Consider the following 18,004-nt stretch of genomic DNA (forward strand, 5'->3'; position numbering starts at 1 on the left):
TTAATGGATCATTTTTTCGATGTCAGCCGTATGTCTGCCGCCCAGGCACAATATGAAGCGCAAAAAATAGCCTTCGCCCCCATCGTCTTTCAATCCGTCAGAGTATTGAGAGAAAGTGGCATCCTGAAAGCTCTCCACGAGCAACGCTCAGGAATGAGTGCCGAAGCAATCGCCGAAAAACTTTCCATGACACTCTACGCGGTTACGGTGTTGCTCGAATCCGGTTTCAGTGCTGGGGTAGTAAGCAAAAAAGAAGAGCTGTTTTCGCTCACAAAAATCGGCTATTTTCTCCTCAATGACCCCATGACCCGTATCAATATGGATTACAACCATTATGTCAATTATCTGGGACTTTATGAGTTAGAAGCGGCGATTGCTACCGGCCACCCCGCAGGTCTAAAAATTTTCGGAGAGTGGGAAACGATCTATCCGGGATTAACGTCTCTGCCGCCAAAAGCGAAAAAAGCGTGGTTTGATTTCGACCATTTTTACTCCGATTCGGCCTTTGAAGCTGCCTTGGCCATTATCGCGAAAGATGAACGGCGGCATCTTCTCGATATCGGGGGAAATACGGGACGATTTTCACTCATGTGTGCGAAACTCCTCCCCGCATGCCATGTCACCATTGTCGATTTACCGCAGCAGCTGGACGTTGCTTCCGAAGCGATTGAGGAAGCGGGGCTTAGCGAGCGTATCGATACCTATGCCGCCGATATGCTCGAGGGGGCAACGGTTCTCCCTGCCGGATACGACGCAGCGTGGATGAGCCAATTTTTGGATTGTTTTGGGGAAGAGGACATTGTGATGATCCTCTCCAAAATTGCCGATACTATCGAGGATGAGGGTAAAATTTATATTTTAGAGCCGATGTGGGATCGGCAAAAATACGAAACGTCGGCCTACTGTCTGATCAACACCTCCCCTTATTTTACCGCAATGGCGAATGGCAAAAGCAAAATGTTTAATCTCGGTGAGCTAACGCGCTGTATCGTAAAAGCTGGATTAATTATCAGTGAAATACACGATCAGGTCGGTTTTTGCCACTCTTTGGTCGTGTGTGAGAAAAAAAGAAAAGGGCACTAATGAGGGGAATAATTTTTCTGATTTTTCTAATCGGGTCAGTGTGGGCTAAAGGGGATTTCACCGAAAAACGGTACATTTATGCGCTGGATAAAACGACCCTTTTCAAAGGCTCCATCGTCATCACGGACGATGTGACCATCGTCCGCTATACGTCACCCGAAAAAAAAGTGCTTACACAATCGGGGCAAACCCTCACCGTCGAAGATGTAGAAGCTAAAAAAACGCACGTGATTGATCTCTCCAAACGGATGGATATGAGTTTGTATTTTAGTTTTATGCGCTCGATTCACAACAAAGACTTTACCGGACTCAAAAACTATTTCGATATCACCAAAGAGGGAACCACCTATCTTCTCTCCCCGAAATCGCAAGCGAAGCGGGCAATTCTGAAGATGGAAATTACCATGCGCCAGGACGAAATAGACAAGATGATCATTTACTTCACCAATCAGGATATTATTGAAATTGAAACACTTTGAACGCATCCGATTCCTTCTCATTGCGCTGGCACTGATCGGGATCGGTTTTTATCTTTTTCTCAAATATCCCCTCAGTGGAGATATCGCAAAAGCCCTTCCCGATGATAATGCCACTCAGACTTTGTCACTGTACAACCAGTTTGACTCTTCCAAAAAACTGCTGGTGCTGATCCATGGATTTGAACCCGAGAGTTTAGACAAAGCGTATGCGATCAAAGAGAAACTATCCACGCTCACTCAAGTAGAAAGTGTTTATTTTGATGCTTCCGATATCCCTTTGCACGCTAGAAAGTATTTAGGCGATTCTTGGTACTACCTGTCGGATTTCAACAATACCGCCCTGAGTCGTGACGAGGTAAAACAGAAACTGGAAACCTTGGCCGCGAGTATGCAAATGAGCGGTGCTTATACCGCACTGGACACCGTCGATCCCCTTGGGTTGTTCACTAAACCCTCCTTTATGCCCGGAGTGCAAAGAGACGGAATGATGATCGTGCCGGGTCGCGGATACTGCGTTATAGCCTCCGTCCGCCCCTCGGTTTCGGATATGGAGGGATCGCGTAAGCTGTATCATGAAGTAAAAGCGGCTCTAGCTTCTTACAAAAATGAGATTGTCGTTTTCAGCCCCAATTTCTACAGCGTTGAAAACTCCGCCTATATCCAGAACGACGTTGAAAAGATTACGGTATTGACGATCCTGATTTTAATCGGAGTCTATTTTTTCTTGCTACGAAACAAGGTGATGCTCCTTTTTAGTCTTGTCACCTTATTCCTCTCAGGACTGATGGCCATACTCATGGTCAAGATGCTATTTACGGATGTTTCCATCTTGGTCATTGCTTTTGGGGCGGGGATTGCAACCATTGCCGAAGATTATCTTTTTATGCTGTTTTTAAACGATGATTACAAAAAACACCGGTTTAACTGGCCTGTCTTTTGGGGATTTGCGGCGACGGAAACAGGGCTGGCATCGCTGAGTTTCATCGATTTTCCTCTGATTTCGCAATTGGCCGTCTTTACCTTTGCCTCTTTGGCCATTTCGTATTGTATTTTTGTATTTATCTTTCCGAAACTGCAATTTTTTCGAGAGGAATCTGAGACAAAAAATGGGCGTATTTTGGACAAACTCCTTCAATGGCAGACGATCCCCCCCTTCGTTTTTACTCTCCTCTCGATTGTTTTGGTAACAGCCTCTTTTTCTTATCTCTCGTTTGATTCCAATTTCCGCCATTTGGATTATCAAAATCGCCCCCTTTTGGCAGCTGAAAAGCTTTTTGAAGAGACATTGGGATCAGATCGGATCCCCGTTATTATCCAAGGTAAAAGTGTTGAGTCCCTGCTTCTACATGCAGAGACACTCAATCAACGTTCTCCCGGAAGTTTTAGCATTTCCAACATTGCATTAAGCCATGCAAAAAGCGATGAGCGCGCCCGTATCATTCAGGAATATGATTTTGCATTATTGCGCCGTCATCTGGAAAGTACGGCCAAGGATGCAGGATTCAGGAGCGGAATATTTGCAGATGCCTATAAGCCGTTGGAGTCGCTTAAACCTTACAGCTACGATGCGGAGGCGTTGCATTTGCTTGGCGGGGAGATCGTTAAGAATGAAAAAGGGTATATGAGTTTAGCGTACGTGAAAACAGATGAACTCGCCAACATTTCCGGATTGCCGTTTCTGATCCCGATTGATGGAAAGGAATTGCTCTCACACAGTGCCTCCAATGCCCTTGAAGAATTTACCGGCTTCTTGAGTGTCGGCTTTCTGGGTTTGCTGATTATTATTGTAGCGGTAACACGCAAGCGTGCCCTCTATGCGCTCAACTTTCTCTTTTTCCCGATGTCGGTCATTCTGGCCATGTTTGCCCTAACCGGAAGTTACAATCTTATGCATCTTTTTGCCCTTTTTCTCATCATGGTATACGGCATCGATTATGGGATTTACCTTTCACGCGGCGAACGTTCCAATACGATACGCGCGGTCATTTATTCGTGTGTCACCACGTTCGCAGGCTTTGGGGTCCTCATCTTGAGTGATGTTCCGGCGGTTCATTCGATCGGAGAGGTGACGATTGCGGGATTAGCGGCGATTGTTGCTCTCTTTTTTCAACGAAGTGAAGATCAGCCATGCCAAGCGTAACGGTTCTTTACAACGACGGGACGGTGTCTCATGAAACCTTTTCTGTTACCAAAGAGGCATTGCCAAATCCAAAAAGAGTTTTTGTCATCCCCGATCCAGCCGATAAACTGGTGCAGATTCGGGAAATCATCGCTGCCCTTCAAGCGGGGAATATCCCCCTTTTGTTTGATGGAGCCATGAAAAGCGGGGATGAAAAAGGACGTGTATTGGCACAGTGCAATCCGGACCACTACGATGAGCTTGAGGATGCGGCGGCACTTTTTTATACCTCGGGAACATCAGGAAATTCGATCGCCGTCGTCAAAACGCGCCGTGAACTTTCATCCGAAACAGAGGTTCATGCCGAGTGGATGAAAGAAGAGCGGTTTGAACAATGCCTCGTAACGGTCCCTTTTTTCCATATTTACGGATTTTTATTTGGCCTCTCGTTGCCCAATGCCCTGAATCTTCCGATTGTCACCAAAGAACATTTTCTTCCGAATGAGATACTCGATCTTTGTGCCAAAAAGCCGACGCTGTGCATCACAAATCCCGTCTTTATCCGGGCAATGCTACGATACAATGAGAAAATTTCTCTTGCGGAAACCCTTTTTATCAGCTCAAGCGGACCGCTTGAATCTCACGAAGCAGAACGTTTTGAAGCAAAATATTCGACACGTCTGATACAGCTTTTCGGTTCGACAGAAACAGGCGGTATTGCCCTGCGCCAGGGAGGAGATCTTATTTGGAAGCCCCTTTGCGGGGTAGAAATTTCATCGGATCAGGGTGTTTTAGCCGTTACTTCCCCCTTCGTTTCACGAAGTATTTTCGATAATGTGTTCCGCCCCCTCCCCTCTCTCTTTAGAACAACGGATATTATCGAGATGATGCCGGATGGATTTAAAATCATCGGCAGAGCTGCTGAACTGGTCAAAATCGGAGGAAAACGCCTCTCCATTGTTGAGATTGAACGCTTTATTGAGAGCATGGAGGGGATTGATGAGGCACTGGGCACCGTAGAGTATCATTCAAATACCCTTCGCGGAGAGGTGTTGACCTTGTCTCTTGTGGGAGATAGAGACAAAATAAACACGACAACGCTCAAAAAAGCATTACACGACTATTTCGGCGGAATCCATATCGAGAGTAAAATTCTAATGGTGGAAGCGATTGCCAAAACAGCCCTCGGAAAGAAAATCAGAGCTCAATTATTCACTGATGTTACGCACTTTCCGGGCAAAGCCCATAAAGTGGCAGGGACAGATGTCCCTACAACCCCCTGAAGCTACCCGCATCTTCCGGATGCGGGAGAAATAACTGATGTTACGCACTTTCTGGGCAATACCCAAAGGGCACGCGAGCCCATAAAGTGGCAGGGACAGATGTCCCTACGACCCCCTGAAGCTACCCGCATTTTCCGGATGCGGGAGAAATAACTGCCCTTTACGCCCTTTTGATAAAAGTGCGTAAGGGTAATTGCTCATGTAAAAGTGTAAAAAATCGCGATTTCTCCGGTGGCAATAAGCTCCTCAGAACCCGGGATCGACGCTTTAAATTCAAACAGATACGAGTTCTCAAACGCGTGGAGGATAGTGATCGTCATGAACGTTTCATAAGAGAGAGGTTCGCATAGAAGTTTTGTGTTTCGAAAAGAGGAGACAACCCCCTGAACGCAATCAGGAGAAAGGGGGAAAAAGCTGCTCCCCTGTGCGGCCGCTTCACAAAACATAGCCAGCGTTGGAATAATGGGAAATCGTGCAAGGAAAGAGACCCGAGATAGACTCTCTTCCCTGAGTGACCCGATAAAAATAAGCGGCTCTTTGTGAGGCAATCGCGCGTTGGAGGAAGAGGACATGAGATTGATCCTAATTTTTTTAATAAGAGATGGTAGAATAAGATTACTTAAATAATTGGTGGATGGAATCATGAGAGAGCAAAAAGGGAAAGTATATTTAAACGCTTTTAGCTGCGCATGTGCGGCAGGGATGAGCATCGAAGAGATTTTTGAAACCTTGCTCAGCGGAAAATCAGCGATTGCAGAGCAGAACGGATACATTGACAATGTGAGTATTCCTCTGGGAAAGATCCCAAGCGATGATGATTTTTTTGAAATAGTCCATGCGAATGTCGAGTCCCTTCTCTCAAAAGCCCCCGGATTTGATCCTCATGAGACGATGCTGCTGGTAGGCTCGTCGGTTGGAGGAATGTGTCGCGCCGAAAAAAAGTTTTTTGCCGACGGAGATTTCAAAAACATATCCGTGGAGGAGATGAGCATCCGCTCTATTGCCGATGAAGTACAGCAGAGATTTGGTTTCAAATCGGCTCTCTCTTTTTCAACGGCCTGTACGAGCAGCTCGGTGGCCATCGATTTTGCGGTTGATCTTATCGTCCACGGAGTATACAAAACCGTCGTCGTTATCGGTGCCGATGAGCTGAGCCGTTCCGCGGTAAATGGTTTCGATCGGTTGGGAATTGCGTCGCGTACCAATACACGCCCTTTTGATACCGAGCGTAACGGCATCAATGTGGCTGAGGGAATTGCCGTATTGGCCATTTCGGGGGTAAAGAGCGAAGGGTGCGTCGAAATACTCTCCTGCGGCATGAGTTCCGATGCGTATAATATCACCCATCCCCATCCTGAGGGTGAAGGGGCTAGAGCCGCCATGAGACAAGCACTGGCCAAAGCCGGATTAGACAGCTCCCAAATCGATTATATCAATGCCCACGGAACCGGAACCCTTGCGAATGATGAAATTGAGAGTACGGCGATAGAGACGATTTTCGCGGATAAGCCCTTCGTTGTATCGACCAAAGCCGTCACGGGACATACCTTAGGGGCGTGCGGTGCGCTGGAAGTCGCGATAAGTGCCATGTCCATTTTGCACCGTACCATTCCGCCGTGTGTCAATTTAATATCTCCCATTAATGCTTCCCTTTCACATCCGCTGGCATCGGTTAAGGGGGAGGTGAACTATGTTCTCTCCAATGCCTTTGGTTTTGGCGGCGGCAATGTATCTATTATTTTAGGAAAAACCCATGCAAATTAATTTGGAAATACTAAACTATTCAAAAATAGAAGATGATCAAAAAATTACGAACTTGAACGAAAAAGCCATCGTACCGGATATGATGTTGCGCAGACGTTTGACCCGAAATGCCCGTATTGCCCTTTATTTAACCGACCAAATCGGCACATGGGACGTTCCGACTATCATAGGAAATGCATACGGAGAAGTAAATGAGACCTTTGAAATTCTCCGTGCCATTGCAGCGGGTGAAACCGTAAGCCCCACGGCATTTCAAAATTCGGTACACAATACCCCCGCCTCGTATCTCTCTATTGTCGGAAAAAACAAAGGATACATTACCACCCTTTCGGATTTGTATGAAACGGCTCATTCGGTTTTACGGGTGGGAGCGGTAAAATCACTGTCGTATGAAAGATTATTGCTGATTATGAGTGATTCCATTGATTTTGAACGCATTGACGAGGTAAACCGTTGCGGTGTCACGGTAATGGAGTGCGGAACCGCATTCTTGGTACGGAAAACAGAAAAAGAAGCGACAATAACCCTCACCGGCAAAGAGTATCCCGCTTATTCTCCGAGTGTCTGGCCGATGTTGGAGCTCTTTGAGCAAGCCGCTGAACTTGGGGAAAAAGAGAAAATAATTGCTATTGAAATCTAACTGTACAGCATAACAAAAAATAAAAGCGACTGAGAGCGATAGGGATACTATTCCCCACTTCTAAATTATTCTTTCATCTAGATTTTTTTGAATAGTATTCATTCGCTCAATCATATTTAATAATGCTTCACTGTTTTTCATTTCTATACCGGCAGTACGGTATTTTTCTTCCATTGAAATAACATTTGACAATTCGGCTAATATTTCTATAAACCTATTATTCAATTGCTCTAAATTTCCGACATATTCGTCTTCTGAATCTTCAGAATCCATCACATCTCCTATTAATTAACAACATTAATAGTTAGCATTATACATCAATAGTATATAAATAAAATCTAATTATTTAAAGTTTTTTATATTTTTATTGCTGGTTTAATGATAAAATATTTTTGATGACAAACGGCAAAATCGCCGTTTTAGAAGATGAGATCGAAGATTTTTTGAATCTTTAGAGAAGCTCCAGCTTATACAAAAACAATCGCTCTTTGTAGGAGGGAATATCGAGTTCCTGGCGGTATTTTGCGATAACCCGGCGTACCATCTTGACGCCGAAACGCTCTTCGATCATCTCATGAAGTGTTTTATCGCTAAAAGGGTCGTCTTTATTTTCACTTCCCACCAGCCGTTTGAGAAAATGTTTGATCTCCGAGGTAGAGACTTCGCCGATCGAGTTGGAGAAAAAATCTTTAAACGCGTACAATCCCCGCTCCGTTTGGATGTATTTGTCGGCAATCGCACGGGAGATCGTCGATTCGTTAAAGCCCAGTTCATCGGCGACGTCTTGGAGACGAAGCGGTTTGAGCTCTCCCCCCATGAAAAAGCTGTACTGCTTCTCAATCAGTACCAGTGCGACATTGTAAAGGGTTGCTTTGCGCAAATCGAGAAGCTTGACAAGTTCTCGCGCCTCTTTGAACTTTTGCTTTGCAAAGTTGTCGTATTTGTCGATCATGTTGACCTGCAAATCGGGATAAAAGGCGTGGTTGATACGGATGTTGAGTTCAGAACCCGAAAATTCGACAAACAAATCGGGGGTAATCTGCGCTTCCGGTTCCATGTATTCCAATGCCGGAGGATTTTTCAGATGCTGCAAGACATGTTTGGCATCGTGCAATCTCGGATGGTTGATAAACTTTTCCATTTTATCAAACTGCAAAATCATCGCACCGAGTAAAATACTGAGCTCATCATCCAAATCATGATCACTGAGTTGAAATAAAAACGACTCCTTGTAATCCGCCGCTCCCACACCCGAAGGCTCCAAGTGAGCAAACCGCTGACGTACCCTCTCGACCGTATGAGGATCGGTATCACACTGCCGCGCAACCTCCTCGACCGACCCCTCAAAATACCCCTCATCGTTGATGTAGTAGATAATCTGACGGGCAATCTTTTGGGATATCGGAGTCGGAAAGAGCGGTGCGACAATCTGCTCATCGAGTTTTTCATATAACGATGTCGAAGAGATGCTGAGCCATTCGATTTGTTCACTCGAAGCATTCGAGACGTAGTTTTGAAATGCACCGTAGGCCGCTGTTCCGCCAGAGTTTGCATTGGACTCTTCAAATCCGGATTTGACTTCCAGACAAGGGTTTTCATTGGTGATCACCTGCAGATGTTTTTCGAGATCATTCAGAGAACATTGCAAGAGCGGAAGCCACGTCTGCATCGAGAGGCGGGGAAGTTGTTTTTGTTTATAAGAGAGTGTTGTTTGCATCATAAGCCACCTAAAAAAATACACATTTATGCTATGTAATGCATATTTTGTTCTTATGGAAATTATAGGATTTTTTTAAGCAGAAGTACGATTAAAAAATAGGCATAAACTAAAATCTGCCTCGAAAGAGGCAAGCTTTAGTGCCTTAGCGGCAAGCGTAGCCAATCGGGATGTATTCCGATGGCGTTCAGAAGGATAAGCTTAGTATTTGATACGTACCAATCCGTTTGGTGCAACAACTTTCATTTGGCAAGCAAGACGAGCTTTCGGGCTGGTTTCCCCAACCGTTTTGAGCACTGCTTTTTCTTTAGCATTGATTTCGCTCATGTACTCCATCCCTGATTCGATCATTACGACACAGGTACCGCACTCACCGTCACGGCATCCGAATGGAAGCGCACTTCCTGAAGCTTCAACGATATCTTGGATCGTTTTGCCCGGTATGACGTTGATCGCCAAAAAGTCATTCATAATTTCTACACGTGTTGTCATCCCAACTCCTTTAATGATTATGATATTAGCCGCAAGGGCACCAATTCCGCTTGATACGGTATGCAAAAATCTCAGAAGATGTTGATATTACTCCCCCTCTTCTTGAGATTGCGCCGCTTTTTCAGCGGCTCTTTGCGCACGATGTTCTTTGAGCCAGCGCAGCTCTTCGGCTACTTCATCATACCCGTCATCTTCGAGTGCACTTTCCAGTTCCGCCTCACGGCAGCCGAAAACCATCCCTTCTTCGATGAAATTGACTTCATAAATGCGGATGGTTTGCAAAAAATCGCCGATTTTACGGACATACCCTTCTGCACCCGCTTCGACGAGAGTATCCCCATTTCGCGCATGCGGATAGGTTCCGTCATTACGTATCGTTTTGGTAAGTCTTACACGTTCACCGATCCGATAAAGAGGAAGTATCTCATCTTTGGTTGACATTTTGTAGAGGTTCGTTTTGCGCGCTTCATTGTTAATCGGCATCGCTTCAGCATCCCGTTCAAAGGATTCAAGACCGGCTTGGGCAGAATCTGCCCTCTCTTCTAAAAAATCAGAAAGAGATTGTGGTTGTGCTTGTACAGGCGTGGTTTCCATTACTGACCTCCTCTATATCGCTGCAACTTCCTGACGTTGAACAGGTTCCACAGCCACTCGGGTTGTCAAACATTGCCCACACATCAGCGGCTGATGGGCTATATCCGTTTTCGAAGTTTTTGTAGACGGTCAGTAGAGCAAAACGGTAATATTCGAGAAGCTTTGTTTCACTCCCCATATCATGTCCCGTAGCTTTATCGACGAGTTCACCGAATTTTTTCATGATATGAAACCGTTTTGAATTCACTAAACGCTCATCGTATTGCAAATCAAAAAAATCAAAAAAATCTTCGGTATCGGTTATTGTTTGAAATTCGGTTAATGTTCCCATAATAATCTCCTTATAATCCCATCTCACTTTTAAGCTGGTTTGCCCATGTTTGAACACGCTCTTCGGTCAAATCTTCTTGATTCACATCATCAATCCCCAAGCCGCAAAACTTTCCATCACGCTCAGCCAGAGAAAATTTATACTCATATCCGCTTGTCGGAATAAATCCGTAGGCGCTTGCCCCCAAAGAGGTAAACAAATCGTGCATTTTTCCCAACGCACTCAAAAAATGCTCGCCGTGTGTTTTCTGATCACCGGCACCAAAAAATGCCACTTTTTTCCCATCCATATCGGGACGATCATTGCTTAGATCATAAAGTGGATCGACCCAGTCACGCTGTGGATCCCCCTGCCCCCACGTAGAAGAACCGAGGATTAATACATCGAAATCCTCAAATTGTTCAATCCCGTCAAAATCTTCTTCCATATCGATCAGTTCAGCACCTTTGAACTCATCCGCTAGAAGTTCTGCCGCACCCCGTGTGACACCGCTGCTGCTACCGAAAAAAATACCGACTTTTGACATTTTTAGACTCCTTATCCTTGTTTGTTGCAGGGTTTGTATTGCTCATACGTCGCAATGGCATTGGCAAGATGTTTATCACCATCTTCAAACAACGCTTCATACGTACGAAAACCAAAACGGTGTGCATCTTTAAAATATTTATCCACAATACAGATACGATCCGCGATAACCGCACATCGACCGAACCCCTCATGGCTCATCTCCATGATGACATTGCACACCACACCTGTTTTACGCTCAAACGCTAAAGCGATCGCTTTATAGATCATTTTGATATCATTGGTGAGCATCTCATCGATATCCGCGATCAAAGGGATAGCTTTAAGATCCTCTTTGGTCTTGACGTACTTTTTGATCAACAGCTCTTCATCACTGATTCGTGACCAATTGCCGAACTGATCAAGCGCTCGGATTTGACGGATTAACTCCACCCCAAAATCATTCATTGTTTTTTCTGCTTCCATGTTAGTGTCCTTTAATTTTTAGATTGCCACGCTTACTATGTAAGCTCGCAATGACGGTCATTGCGAGGAGTTTACGACGAAGCAATCCATTCATAAATTTATTCGCCCTCAGCCCATCTGTCTTGTCGTACGTCGTGTTCCGTTTTCATTTGAATGATATTTTTAACCCACGGCGGCGGATTGCCGTTGATCATAGCTACCAAACTTTTGAGAAGGTCTTCGATCAATGTCGGCTCATTCACTTTCATCGGATGGATACCTGCGCGGATAACTTTTGCCGCAGCCGTTCCTCCGATGCTTTCGCAATACATGATATTCACACCCTTGAGCGCACGAACCCGAAAATCGGTTTTATCATCATCTTCGAGTTCAGAGGTATCGGTTTTAATCACTTCAGAGACTTCGTACCCCTCTGGGGAAACGTTGTAGACCACAAACTCTTTGGCTCCGCCGAAGTGGGCATTCACCTCTTCCATATCTTTCGTCGCAAATGCAACCCGTAAAGCGCTATTCATCGTTTTATCCCCTTCAACGGTAATCTTAGTGTTCATGCTTAACCTTTCGTAATGAATTTGCTATTTCGAATAGAAAGTAAGTGCTTCCCTCATACAACTGATCGTTTTTGAGCTGGTTCCCTAACTCTTCATAGTTCGGGAATCCTCGGATCACGAGTGCCGTATTGTGATAAGAGTGCAAGATCCGTTCTGCATGAAAATTACTGATAACCATATCTGCTTTATCGAAAAACTGCCGGGCATCTTCCAAATCTCCGACGAACACTTTTTCCGCTTCGATCAAATGGAGAGCATCACTAAACGTTGTAGATATCGCCGCATCGATGGTTCCGCCGACACTGCGGATCAAAGCACAGATTCCGACCAACATATCCGGTTCTCCCGTCACGACGAAATGGGAACTTCCGATCAGAAAATGAGCATCCAACATCGCATCTTGGAGCCGTGCACGCCACCGCTTCATCAGCGGTTTTGGCTCACGTTGTCGTATTTTCATAAGAGCACTGACAAAATTGTCACACCCGTCCAATCCCATCAGATGATCAAAATGGAGGTGTTCGATAGCGGGATTCTTTTTTTGCAACGCCAATGCCGCTTTTTTCATCGACGTACCGATGGAAACCACAACGGATGAATTCCCTAATCCTCGGATTTCATCGACCGTGATCCCGCCGTTGGCCAGTTTCCCCTGCCCCTCTTCCCAGTACCCGTCCAGTGAAGTAGAGAGATCGGGGAGCGCATAGGTCTCAAATCCGAAATCCTCGCATAAAGCCTTGATCTTCTCAACCTCGATCGGCTGCATACTCAAATGGGGCAAAAAGACAAGTTTGTTCGTTTTTAGCTCGGTTGCGGCTTCCGTAAGCTGTTCGATCATCGCGGTGACGGTCATCGACCATCCGCTCTCCATCCCCCCCTCATAGTCTGGGGTGTTGACATAAACATAGGGGATCTCGATGTGCATCCCCACACCGCGAACATCATCCCCTTTGGTCTCGGTGAGTCCCGTCGTGTGCAAACCGATCATGGAGGGTTTAAGATTTTTCTCTTTGTTTTGGATATTTTCGATTGCCATGAGAATGGAGTAATCCCCGCCATCGAGAACGGCGGTAATGTCACTCACAGAGGTATTACGAACGGCGATAGGTTCATTGAAATGACGGGTAAAAAAAACCTTCGTATACGAAGCACACCCTTGGGCGCTGTGCATCAGAGGCATACAATCTTTTACCCCCAGATACGCGAGGGTTGCCCCCATCGGCTGAGAGTGTTTAATCGGGTTGACTTGAAGCGGTTTGTGTTCTTTATGAGTGAGGGAAAATTCCATAACAACTCCTTAGTTGTCACAGCTATTGCAAGAAGTGTGCGAGAAGAAACCCTAAGATAAGAATCTAATTGATAGTACTATAAGTATTAAATCGCTATATTTCAAGGGTATTCATGAAGCAACCCATTGAGAGTAAGGCAAAATTATCACAATGAATTTTAAAATGAAAAACCGAGTTAACACTATTTTTCTGATTGCCAGTTTTTTTCTCTTTGTTCTGGGGATCGTTATTTTTAGCTATACCGAATATCAAATTCATAAAACTGAGTTTTATGCCCAAATCGATCAAAAACTTCGTATCTCCGCACATGCAACCGATATGATTTTATCCCCCGATTTCCACGACCGTGCCCTTGACGCTTCATCGATTACGATCGATGAATACAACCGAAATATTGACCGATTAAGCACGCTCTCAAAGAGCCTCGATGTCATTTATATCTACACCATGGTCCAACGAAACGGTAAAATCTATTTTACCTCCTCCAATGCTACCGATGAAGAACGGAAAACGGGAGTCAATCTGACCCGTTATTTCGATCATTATGATGATGCCAGCGATGTATTGAAAAAAGTTTTTACGACCCGTAAAACGAGCTTCGATGAATATACCGATAAATGGGGAAGGTTTCGAAGTATTTTTATCCCCATGAAATCTCCCGGCGGTCATACCTATGTCATCGCAGCCGATATCCGAACCGATGTTATTGACAAGCAGCTGCGCGATGAGTCGTTCAATCTGTTACTGCGGCTGCTGGTCACACTGCTCTTTGCCCTCCCTTTTCTAACCTGGCACTTTCGCCGAATCAACCGCAGTCTGCATGAAGAGAAAGAAATTCTCTCGGCAGAGATTGTAGAAAGTGAGAAAAATCTCAGAAATGCCCATACCAAGCTTCGGGCTATTCTCGATGCCACACAAGAAACCATTCTGCTTTTGGATCGAAACGGCACAATTTTGGCGATTAATACTATGGGAGCAAAACGATTTGGACAAGAGGCTGACGCATTGGTCGGTCAGTCTATTTTAACTCTTTTACCGCAAGATGTCGCTCAGCGCCGTAAAGCCGAACTTGAAAAAATTCTCCTGACGGAAAAAAGTATCAGTTTTGAAGACAGTTGGCATGGGCTGATATTCTCTTTCCATTGCTATCCCGTCTACAATGACAACGGTTATATGGAATCCATCGCGGCATTTGGAAAAGATATCACCGAAAGCAAGCATCTTGAAGAAGACTTAAAAGCCCAGCGGCAGCATCTCTTAAATATTTTGTGGAGTACCGGCGCCGGAACATGGGAATTGAATTTACAAACCAATGAAATACGCATTAACGCAATGTGGACAGAGATGCTGGGATATACCCTCCAGGAATTGTCTCCTCATAACTATGCACTGTGGGAAAAATTATGTCATCCCGATGATCTAATCGAGGCACGTGAAAAATTGCAACGCCATTTGAACGGTGAATCCGACTATTACGCGTGCGAATTCAGGATGCGTCATAAAACGGGACACTGGGTCTGGATACAATCACGCGGCAAGGTTGTGGTGTATACAGAGGATAAAAAGCCGCTCTGGATAGCCGGAGTTCATTTAGAGATTACCGAACGTAAACTAGCGGAAAATGAATTGCGAAAACTTTCGCAAGCAGTGGAACAAAGTCCTGCATCGATCATTATTACCGATTTACATGGAAACATTGAGTATGCCAACAAAACGTTTTACACTACCAGCGGTTATTCCAAAGAAGAAACCATAGGGAAAAATCCACGCCTTCTCCAATCCGGTAAAACTCCGAAAGAGACCTATAAAGAGATATGGAAACGGCTATTGGAAGGAAAAAATTGGCAGGGAGAATTTATTAATCGCAATAAAGACGGAAGAGAAACCATCCAATTGATCCATATCTCTCCGATCTTTCAATCGAATGGAAAAATTTCTCATTATATGGCTATCGAAGAGAACATCACCGAAAAAAAATCTTCCGAAGAACGGATCCATTATCTTTCAAATTTTGACGCGCTCACCCAGCTTCCGAACAAATCACAATTTGAAACCTATTGCAAATATATTCTGAGTCTTGCACATCGAAGCAATTCTCAGCTGGCCGTGCTGTTTCTCGATCTCGATCATTTCAAAAATTTCAATGATTCTCTCGGGCATAAAATCGGCGATCTAATACTGGTAGAAACCGCCAAGCGGTTAAAATCACTGATACGTGAAAGCGATATCGTTGCACGTTTCAGTGCCGATGAATTTGTCCTGATTTTCTCAATTGCCGATATACACAGTGTCGAAAAGATAGCTCAAAAAATACTGAATACGATCAATGAACCCTACCACATCGATTCCTACGAATTAAGCGTGACTGCTTCCATCGGCATCTCCCTCTATCCCTCAGACGGATCGGATCTTGAAACCCTCTCTAAAAATTCTGAAACGGCGATGTACCGTGCCAAACACGACGGCCGAAACAGCTACCGCTTTGTTACCGAAGAGATGCAAACAAAATCATTGCGTTATCTGCAACTCAGCAATGCTTTGCATAACGCCTTAAAAAACAATGAGCTTCACGTAGTCTACCAGCCGCAAATATCACTGCACAGCGGAGATATCATCGGTGCCGAAGCGTTGCTGCGATGGAATCATCCTGAACTGGGTGCTATCTCTCCTGCCGAATTTATACCGATCGCGGAAGAAACCGGACTGATTTTACCGATCGGAGAATGGGTGCTACACACGGCCCTTTCCCAAGCAAGCGTCTGGAAAAAGAATCATCATCTATCGATGATTATGGCGATCAATCTTTCCGCCGTCCAATTTCGCCATCCAAACCTGATCGATATGGTGATACGGATCCTCGAGGATGTGAGCTTGCCGCCCGAATGTCTGGAACTTGAGCTCACAGAAAGTATGGCCATGGAAAATCCGGACGCAGCGATCGCCGTCATGAATACGTTTTTCGCTCATGGGATCCGGATGTCGATCGATGATTTTGGAACCGGCTATTCTTCGTTGAGCTACCTTAAACAGTTTAAAATTTCTAAACTCAAAATCGATCAGTCCTTCGTTCGTCATATTTGCACCAATGCCGATGACAAAGCAATCACGAATGCTATTATCCACTTAGCACACAGTCTCGGCCTGCAAACCATTGCCGAAGGGGTCGAAACCATACAACAGCTGGAAGTCTTACGGGCCCAAGGATGTGATGAGATTCAGGGATATTACTACAGCAAACCCTGCCCTGCCGATGAGTTTCAGGCTTTTGCAGCGCACCATAAAGGGAAGGTTTGAGTAACTTGATCGAAGAAGCTCATAACGCTTGATTCATTCTTAGGTGTTCATTATACTTCTTGCATAACCCTGTTGGGATGGATCCCCGGGTCAAGCCCGAGGACCTCAAAGAGGTTCTTGTGCCCTTCGGGTATGACGAACCGCGTCATTCCCGCGAAAGCGGGAATCCAGCTTTATTAAAAATTGAGGTTTTGAAAGAAGTCTATTATCTAAACTGTCATGCTGAACTTGATTCAGCATCTAAATTGTATCTTAGATCCCGTATCAAGTATGGGATGACGAGAAAAAATTTTAGAATGTATCAGCCGTGATAAGCCTATGCAGTTTATCGATGATTTTTTAGGGTTGGTGTATAATAACTCCATTTTAAATCGGAGAGGTCGCTATGACACGAGAGTACATCATCGATTATCTCAAAAGCAAAAAAGGCGAATTTCGCCAAAAGTACGGCATCACGGCTCTCGGACTTTATGGAAGTTATGCCCGTAACGAAGCAAAAGAGAGCAGTGACGTGGATATATTTTATGAACGTGACAGTTCTGTCGAATTACAAAGCGGTTTTGAATTCTTACGGATCTCCGATGAGATAGCAAAATCTTTACATGTAGCAAAAGTCGATTTTGTACCGCTTAAATACATGAACCCGATCGTCAGACATTACGCTAAAAAAGATTTTATCTATGTATAACGATGGAAATCTGATCTATATTTTCACCATGCTCGAATGTACCGAAAAGTGCTGGGTATATTCGGCAGGTTTTGATAATCCAAACGATTTTGTCTGGGCAGATTCCCAAATGCATCTGAATGCCGTAATCTCGATGTTTATCGCTATCGGTGAAGAATCCAAAAAAATAAACCAAGGTTTGAAAGATGCTCTTGTGACCAAACTCGACTGGTCAGATGTAGCGGGGATACGAGATAAAATATCTCACGATTATCGCGGTACAGATGCTGAAATTCTTTGGGCAGTTATCTACAAAGATTTACCGAAGCTCAAACAAGCACTTCTCGAAATGATCGACTTGATCAAGCCCTCAACCGAACTGTTGAACGAATTTTTAGATTCACCATACTATCAACATCTACAATATTTGCGAAAAAAATGAATTTAATTTTACAAATCCCCGATTACTACCGACAAGAGATCGAGGCACTCAAAGGCGACATTTCGATTAATCAATTTATCATTACAGCTTTGAGTGAAAAAATTGCATCGCTTCGAACCGAAGAATATCTACAAGAGAGAGCGAACCGTGGATAACGCGAACACGCTCTTTCATTGCTCAAAAATGCACCTGATGTTGAACCGAAAGCAGGCGATTCGTTTTAAAATATTCGTTCTGGACTAACTTAAGCTTTTTGCCCGTTCGTGGTG

20 protein-coding genes are annotated in these 18,004 nt (G+C 44.6%); 10 read left to right on the forward strand and 10 right to left on the reverse strand.

Annotated elements, in window-relative coordinates:
• Positions 1 to 3: 3 nt before the first annotated feature.
• Genes WB308_RS11550 through WB308_RS11565 form a run of 4 tightly spaced genes read left to right on the forward strand, consistent with a single transcriptional unit; the run spans position 4 to position 4,964 of the window.
• On the forward strand, positions 4 to 1,083 hold the full coding sequence (locus WB308_RS11550; RefSeq protein WP_424191671.1) for an SAM-dependent methyltransferase: 1,080 nt from the start codon (positions 4 to 6) through the stop codon (positions 1,081 to 1,083).
• Positions 1,083 to 1,562 (forward strand): hypothetical protein, encoded by a 480-nt coding sequence (locus WB308_RS11555; RefSeq protein WP_424191673.1) that lies wholly within the window; start codon positions 1,083 to 1,085, stop codon positions 1,560 to 1,562. Before WB308_RS11550 ends, WB308_RS11555 begins: the two co-directional genes overlap by 1 nt.
• Positions 1,543 to 3,702 (forward strand): hypothetical protein, encoded by a 2,160-nt coding sequence (locus WB308_RS11560; RefSeq protein WP_424191675.1) that lies wholly within the window; start codon positions 1,543 to 1,545, stop codon positions 3,700 to 3,702. The genes WB308_RS11555 and WB308_RS11560 overlap by 20 nt, the downstream gene beginning before the upstream one ends.
• Complete coding sequence (locus WB308_RS11565) at positions 3,690 to 4,964, forward strand: AMP-binding protein (protein WP_424191677.1); 1,275 nt, start codon at positions 3,690 to 3,692, stop codon at positions 4,962 to 4,964. Before WB308_RS11560 ends, WB308_RS11565 begins: the two co-directional genes overlap by 13 nt.
• Positions 4,965 to 5,161: 197 nt before the next feature.
• Here WB308_RS11565 and WB308_RS11570 read toward each other — a convergent pair whose 3' ends face one another.
• Positions 5,162 to 5,536 carry a hypothetical protein gene (locus WB308_RS11570; protein WP_424191679.1) on the reverse strand — a complete coding sequence of 125 codons (375 nt, stop codon included), beginning with the start codon at positions 5,534 to 5,536 and terminating at the stop codon, positions 5,162 to 5,164.
• Positions 5,537 to 5,606: 70 nt separating this feature from the next.
• Between WB308_RS11570 and WB308_RS11575 the strand changes: the two genes are divergently transcribed.
• Together WB308_RS11575 and WB308_RS11580 are read left to right on the forward strand one after the other, a co-directional pair.
• Positions 5,607 to 6,728, forward strand: coding sequence for a beta-ketoacyl-[acyl-carrier-protein] synthase family protein (locus WB308_RS11575; RefSeq protein WP_424191681.1), 1,122 nt, complete (start codon positions 5,607 to 5,609; stop codon positions 6,726 to 6,728).
• Positions 6,718 to 7,368: a beta-ketoacyl synthase chain length factor gene (locus tag WB308_RS11580; RefSeq protein ID WP_424191683.1), complete on the forward strand. Its 651-nt coding sequence runs from the start codon at positions 6,718 to 6,720 to the stop codon at positions 7,366 to 7,368. The genes WB308_RS11575 and WB308_RS11580 overlap by 11 nt, the downstream gene beginning before the upstream one ends.
• 60 nt (positions 7,369 to 7,428) lie before the next feature.
• Here the strand turns inward: WB308_RS11580 and WB308_RS11585 are convergent, their stop codons facing one another.
• The 9 genes from WB308_RS11585 to nifN all read right to left on the reverse strand — a co-directional run bounded on the left by WB308_RS11585 (position 7,429) and on the right by nifN (position 13,331).
• Complete coding sequence (locus WB308_RS11585) at positions 7,429 to 7,641, reverse strand: hypothetical protein (RefSeq protein ID WP_424191685.1); 213 nt, start codon at positions 7,639 to 7,641, stop codon at positions 7,429 to 7,431.
• 178 nt (positions 7,642 to 7,819) lie between these two features.
• Entirely contained in the window at positions 7,820 to 9,088 is a 1,269-nt protein-coding gene (rpoN, locus tag WB308_RS11590) for an RNA polymerase factor sigma-54 (protein WP_424191687.1), read from the reverse strand.
• A 198-nt stretch (positions 9,089 to 9,286) separates the two neighbouring features.
• Complete coding sequence (locus WB308_RS11595) at positions 9,287 to 9,577, reverse strand: 2Fe-2S iron-sulfur cluster binding domain-containing protein (protein WP_424191689.1); 291 nt, start codon at positions 9,575 to 9,577, stop codon at positions 9,287 to 9,289.
• Positions 9,578 to 9,664: 87 nt separating this feature from the next.
• Positions 9,665 to 10,171 (reverse strand): nitrogen fixation protein NifZ, encoded by a 507-nt coding sequence (locus WB308_RS11600; protein WP_424191691.1) that lies wholly within the window; start codon positions 10,169 to 10,171, stop codon positions 9,665 to 9,667.
• Positions 10,128 to 10,502 carry a nitrogenase-stabilizing/protective protein NifW gene (locus WB308_RS11605; protein ID WP_424191693.1) on the reverse strand — a complete coding sequence of 125 codons (375 nt, stop codon included), beginning with the start codon at positions 10,500 to 10,502 and terminating at the stop codon, positions 10,128 to 10,130. The genes WB308_RS11600 and WB308_RS11605 overlap by 44 nt, the downstream gene beginning before the upstream one ends.
• Before the next feature lie 10 nt (positions 10,503 to 10,512).
• Positions 10,513 to 11,028 carry a flavodoxin gene (locus WB308_RS11610; protein WP_424191695.1) on the reverse strand — a complete coding sequence of 172 codons (516 nt, stop codon included), beginning with the start codon at positions 11,026 to 11,028 and terminating at the stop codon, positions 10,513 to 10,515.
• Positions 11,029 to 11,039: 11 nt separating this feature from the next.
• Positions 11,040 to 11,492 carry a NifX-associated nitrogen fixation protein gene (locus WB308_RS11615; protein WP_424191697.1) on the reverse strand — a complete coding sequence of 151 codons (453 nt, stop codon included), beginning with the start codon at positions 11,490 to 11,492 and terminating at the stop codon, positions 11,040 to 11,042.
• A gap of 98 nt (positions 11,493 to 11,590) precedes the next feature.
• Entirely contained in the window at positions 11,591 to 12,043 is a 453-nt protein-coding gene (nifX, locus tag WB308_RS11620; RefSeq protein ID WP_424191699.1) for a nitrogen fixation protein NifX, read from the reverse strand.
• Positions 12,033 to 13,331 carry a nitrogenase iron-molybdenum cofactor biosynthesis protein NifN gene (gene nifN, locus WB308_RS11625; RefSeq protein ID WP_424191701.1) on the reverse strand — a complete coding sequence of 433 codons (1,299 nt, stop codon included), beginning with the start codon at positions 13,329 to 13,331 and terminating at the stop codon, positions 12,033 to 12,035. Before nifN ends, nifX begins: the two co-directional genes overlap by 11 nt.
• Positions 13,332 to 13,494: 163 nt before the next feature.
• Between nifN and WB308_RS11630 the strand changes: the two genes are divergently transcribed.
• From WB308_RS11630 to WB308_RS11645, 4 genes are all read left to right on the forward strand, one after another.
• Entirely contained in the window at positions 13,495 to 16,626 is a 3,132-nt protein-coding gene (locus tag WB308_RS11630) for a sensor domain-containing protein (RefSeq protein ID WP_424191703.1), read from the forward strand.
• 385 nt (positions 16,627 to 17,011) lie between these two features.
• The gene (locus WB308_RS11635; RefSeq protein WP_424191706.1) at positions 17,012 to 17,314 is read left to right on the forward strand and encodes a nucleotidyltransferase family protein; all 303 of its coding nucleotides are present in this window, start codon (positions 17,012 to 17,014) and stop codon (positions 17,312 to 17,314) included.
• Entirely contained in the window at positions 17,307 to 17,735 is a 429-nt protein-coding gene (locus WB308_RS11640; protein WP_424191708.1) for a DUF86 domain-containing protein, read from the forward strand. Before WB308_RS11635 ends, WB308_RS11640 begins: the two co-directional genes overlap by 8 nt.
• The gene (locus WB308_RS11645) at positions 17,732 to 17,890 is read left to right on the forward strand and encodes a hypothetical protein (RefSeq protein ID WP_424191710.1); all 159 of its coding nucleotides are present in this window, start codon (positions 17,732 to 17,734) and stop codon (positions 17,888 to 17,890) included. The genes WB308_RS11640 and WB308_RS11645 overlap by 4 nt, the downstream gene beginning before the upstream one ends.
• The last annotated feature ends 114 nt before the right edge of the window (positions 17,891 to 18,004 follow it).

It is taken from the genome of Sulfuricurvum sp. (genome assembly GCF_049587615.1).
Lineage (GTDB): Bacteria > Campylobacterota > Campylobacteria > Campylobacterales > Sulfurimonadaceae > Sulfuricurvum.

Coding starts and splice junctions, on each gene's coding strand:
- WB308_RS11550 (WP_424191671.1), top strand. CDS start 4: ATGGATCATTTTTTCGATGTCAGCCGTATGTCTGCCGCCCAGGCACAA.
- WB308_RS11580 (WP_424191683.1), top strand. CDS start 6,718: ATGCAAATTAATTTGGAAATACTAAACTATTCAAAAATAGAAGATGAT.
- WB308_RS11645 (WP_424191710.1), top strand. CDS start 17,732: ATGAATTTAATTTTACAAATCCCCGATTACTACCGACAAGAGATCGAG.
- WB308_RS11600 (WP_424191691.1), bottom strand. CDS start 10,171: ATGGAAACCACGCCTGTACAAGCACAACCACAATCTCTTTCTGATTTT.
- WB308_RS11585 (WP_424191685.1), bottom strand. CDS start 7,641: ATGGATTCTGAAGATTCAGAAGACGAATATGTCGGAAATTTAGAGCAA.
- WB308_RS11555 (WP_424191673.1), top strand. CDS start 1,083: ATGAGGGGAATAATTTTTCTGATTTTTCTAATCGGGTCAGTGTGGGCT.
- WB308_RS11610 (WP_424191695.1), bottom strand. CDS start 11,028: ATGTCAAAAGTCGGTATTTTTTTCGGTAGCAGCAGCGGTGTCACACGG.
- nifN (WP_424191701.1), bottom strand. CDS start 13,331: ATGGAATTTTCCCTCACTCATAAAGAACACAAACCGCTTCAAGTCAAC.
- WB308_RS11570 (WP_424191679.1), bottom strand. CDS start 5,536: ATGTCCTCTTCCTCCAACGCGCGATTGCCTCACAAAGAGCCGCTTATT.
- WB308_RS11635 (WP_424191706.1), top strand. CDS start 17,012: ATGACACGAGAGTACATCATCGATTATCTCAAAAGCAAAAAAGGCGAA.
- WB308_RS11630 (WP_424191703.1), top strand. CDS start 13,495: ATGAAAAACCGAGTTAACACTATTTTTCTGATTGCCAGTTTTTTTCTC.
- WB308_RS11615 (WP_424191697.1), bottom strand. CDS start 11,492: ATGGAAGCAGAAAAAACAATGAATGATTTTGGGGTGGAGTTAATCCGT.
- WB308_RS11595 (WP_424191689.1), bottom strand. CDS start 9,577: ATGACAACACGTGTAGAAATTATGAATGACTTTTTGGCGATCAACGTC.
- WB308_RS11575 (WP_424191681.1), top strand. CDS start 5,607: ATGAGAGAGCAAAAAGGGAAAGTATATTTAAACGCTTTTAGCTGCGCA.
- WB308_RS11640 (WP_424191708.1), top strand. CDS start 17,307: ATGTATAACGATGGAAATCTGATCTATATTTTCACCATGCTCGAATGT.
- WB308_RS11565 (WP_424191677.1), top strand. CDS start 3,690: ATGCCAAGCGTAACGGTTCTTTACAACGACGGGACGGTGTCTCATGAA.
- WB308_RS11605 (WP_424191693.1), bottom strand. CDS start 10,502: ATGGGAACATTAACCGAATTTCAAACAATAACCGATACCGAAGATTTT.
- nifX (WP_424191699.1), bottom strand. CDS start 12,043: ATGAACACTAAGATTACCGTTGAAGGGGATAAAACGATGAATAGCGCT.
- rpoN (WP_424191687.1), bottom strand. CDS start 9,088: ATGATGCAAACAACACTCTCTTATAAACAAAAACAACTTCCCCGCCTC.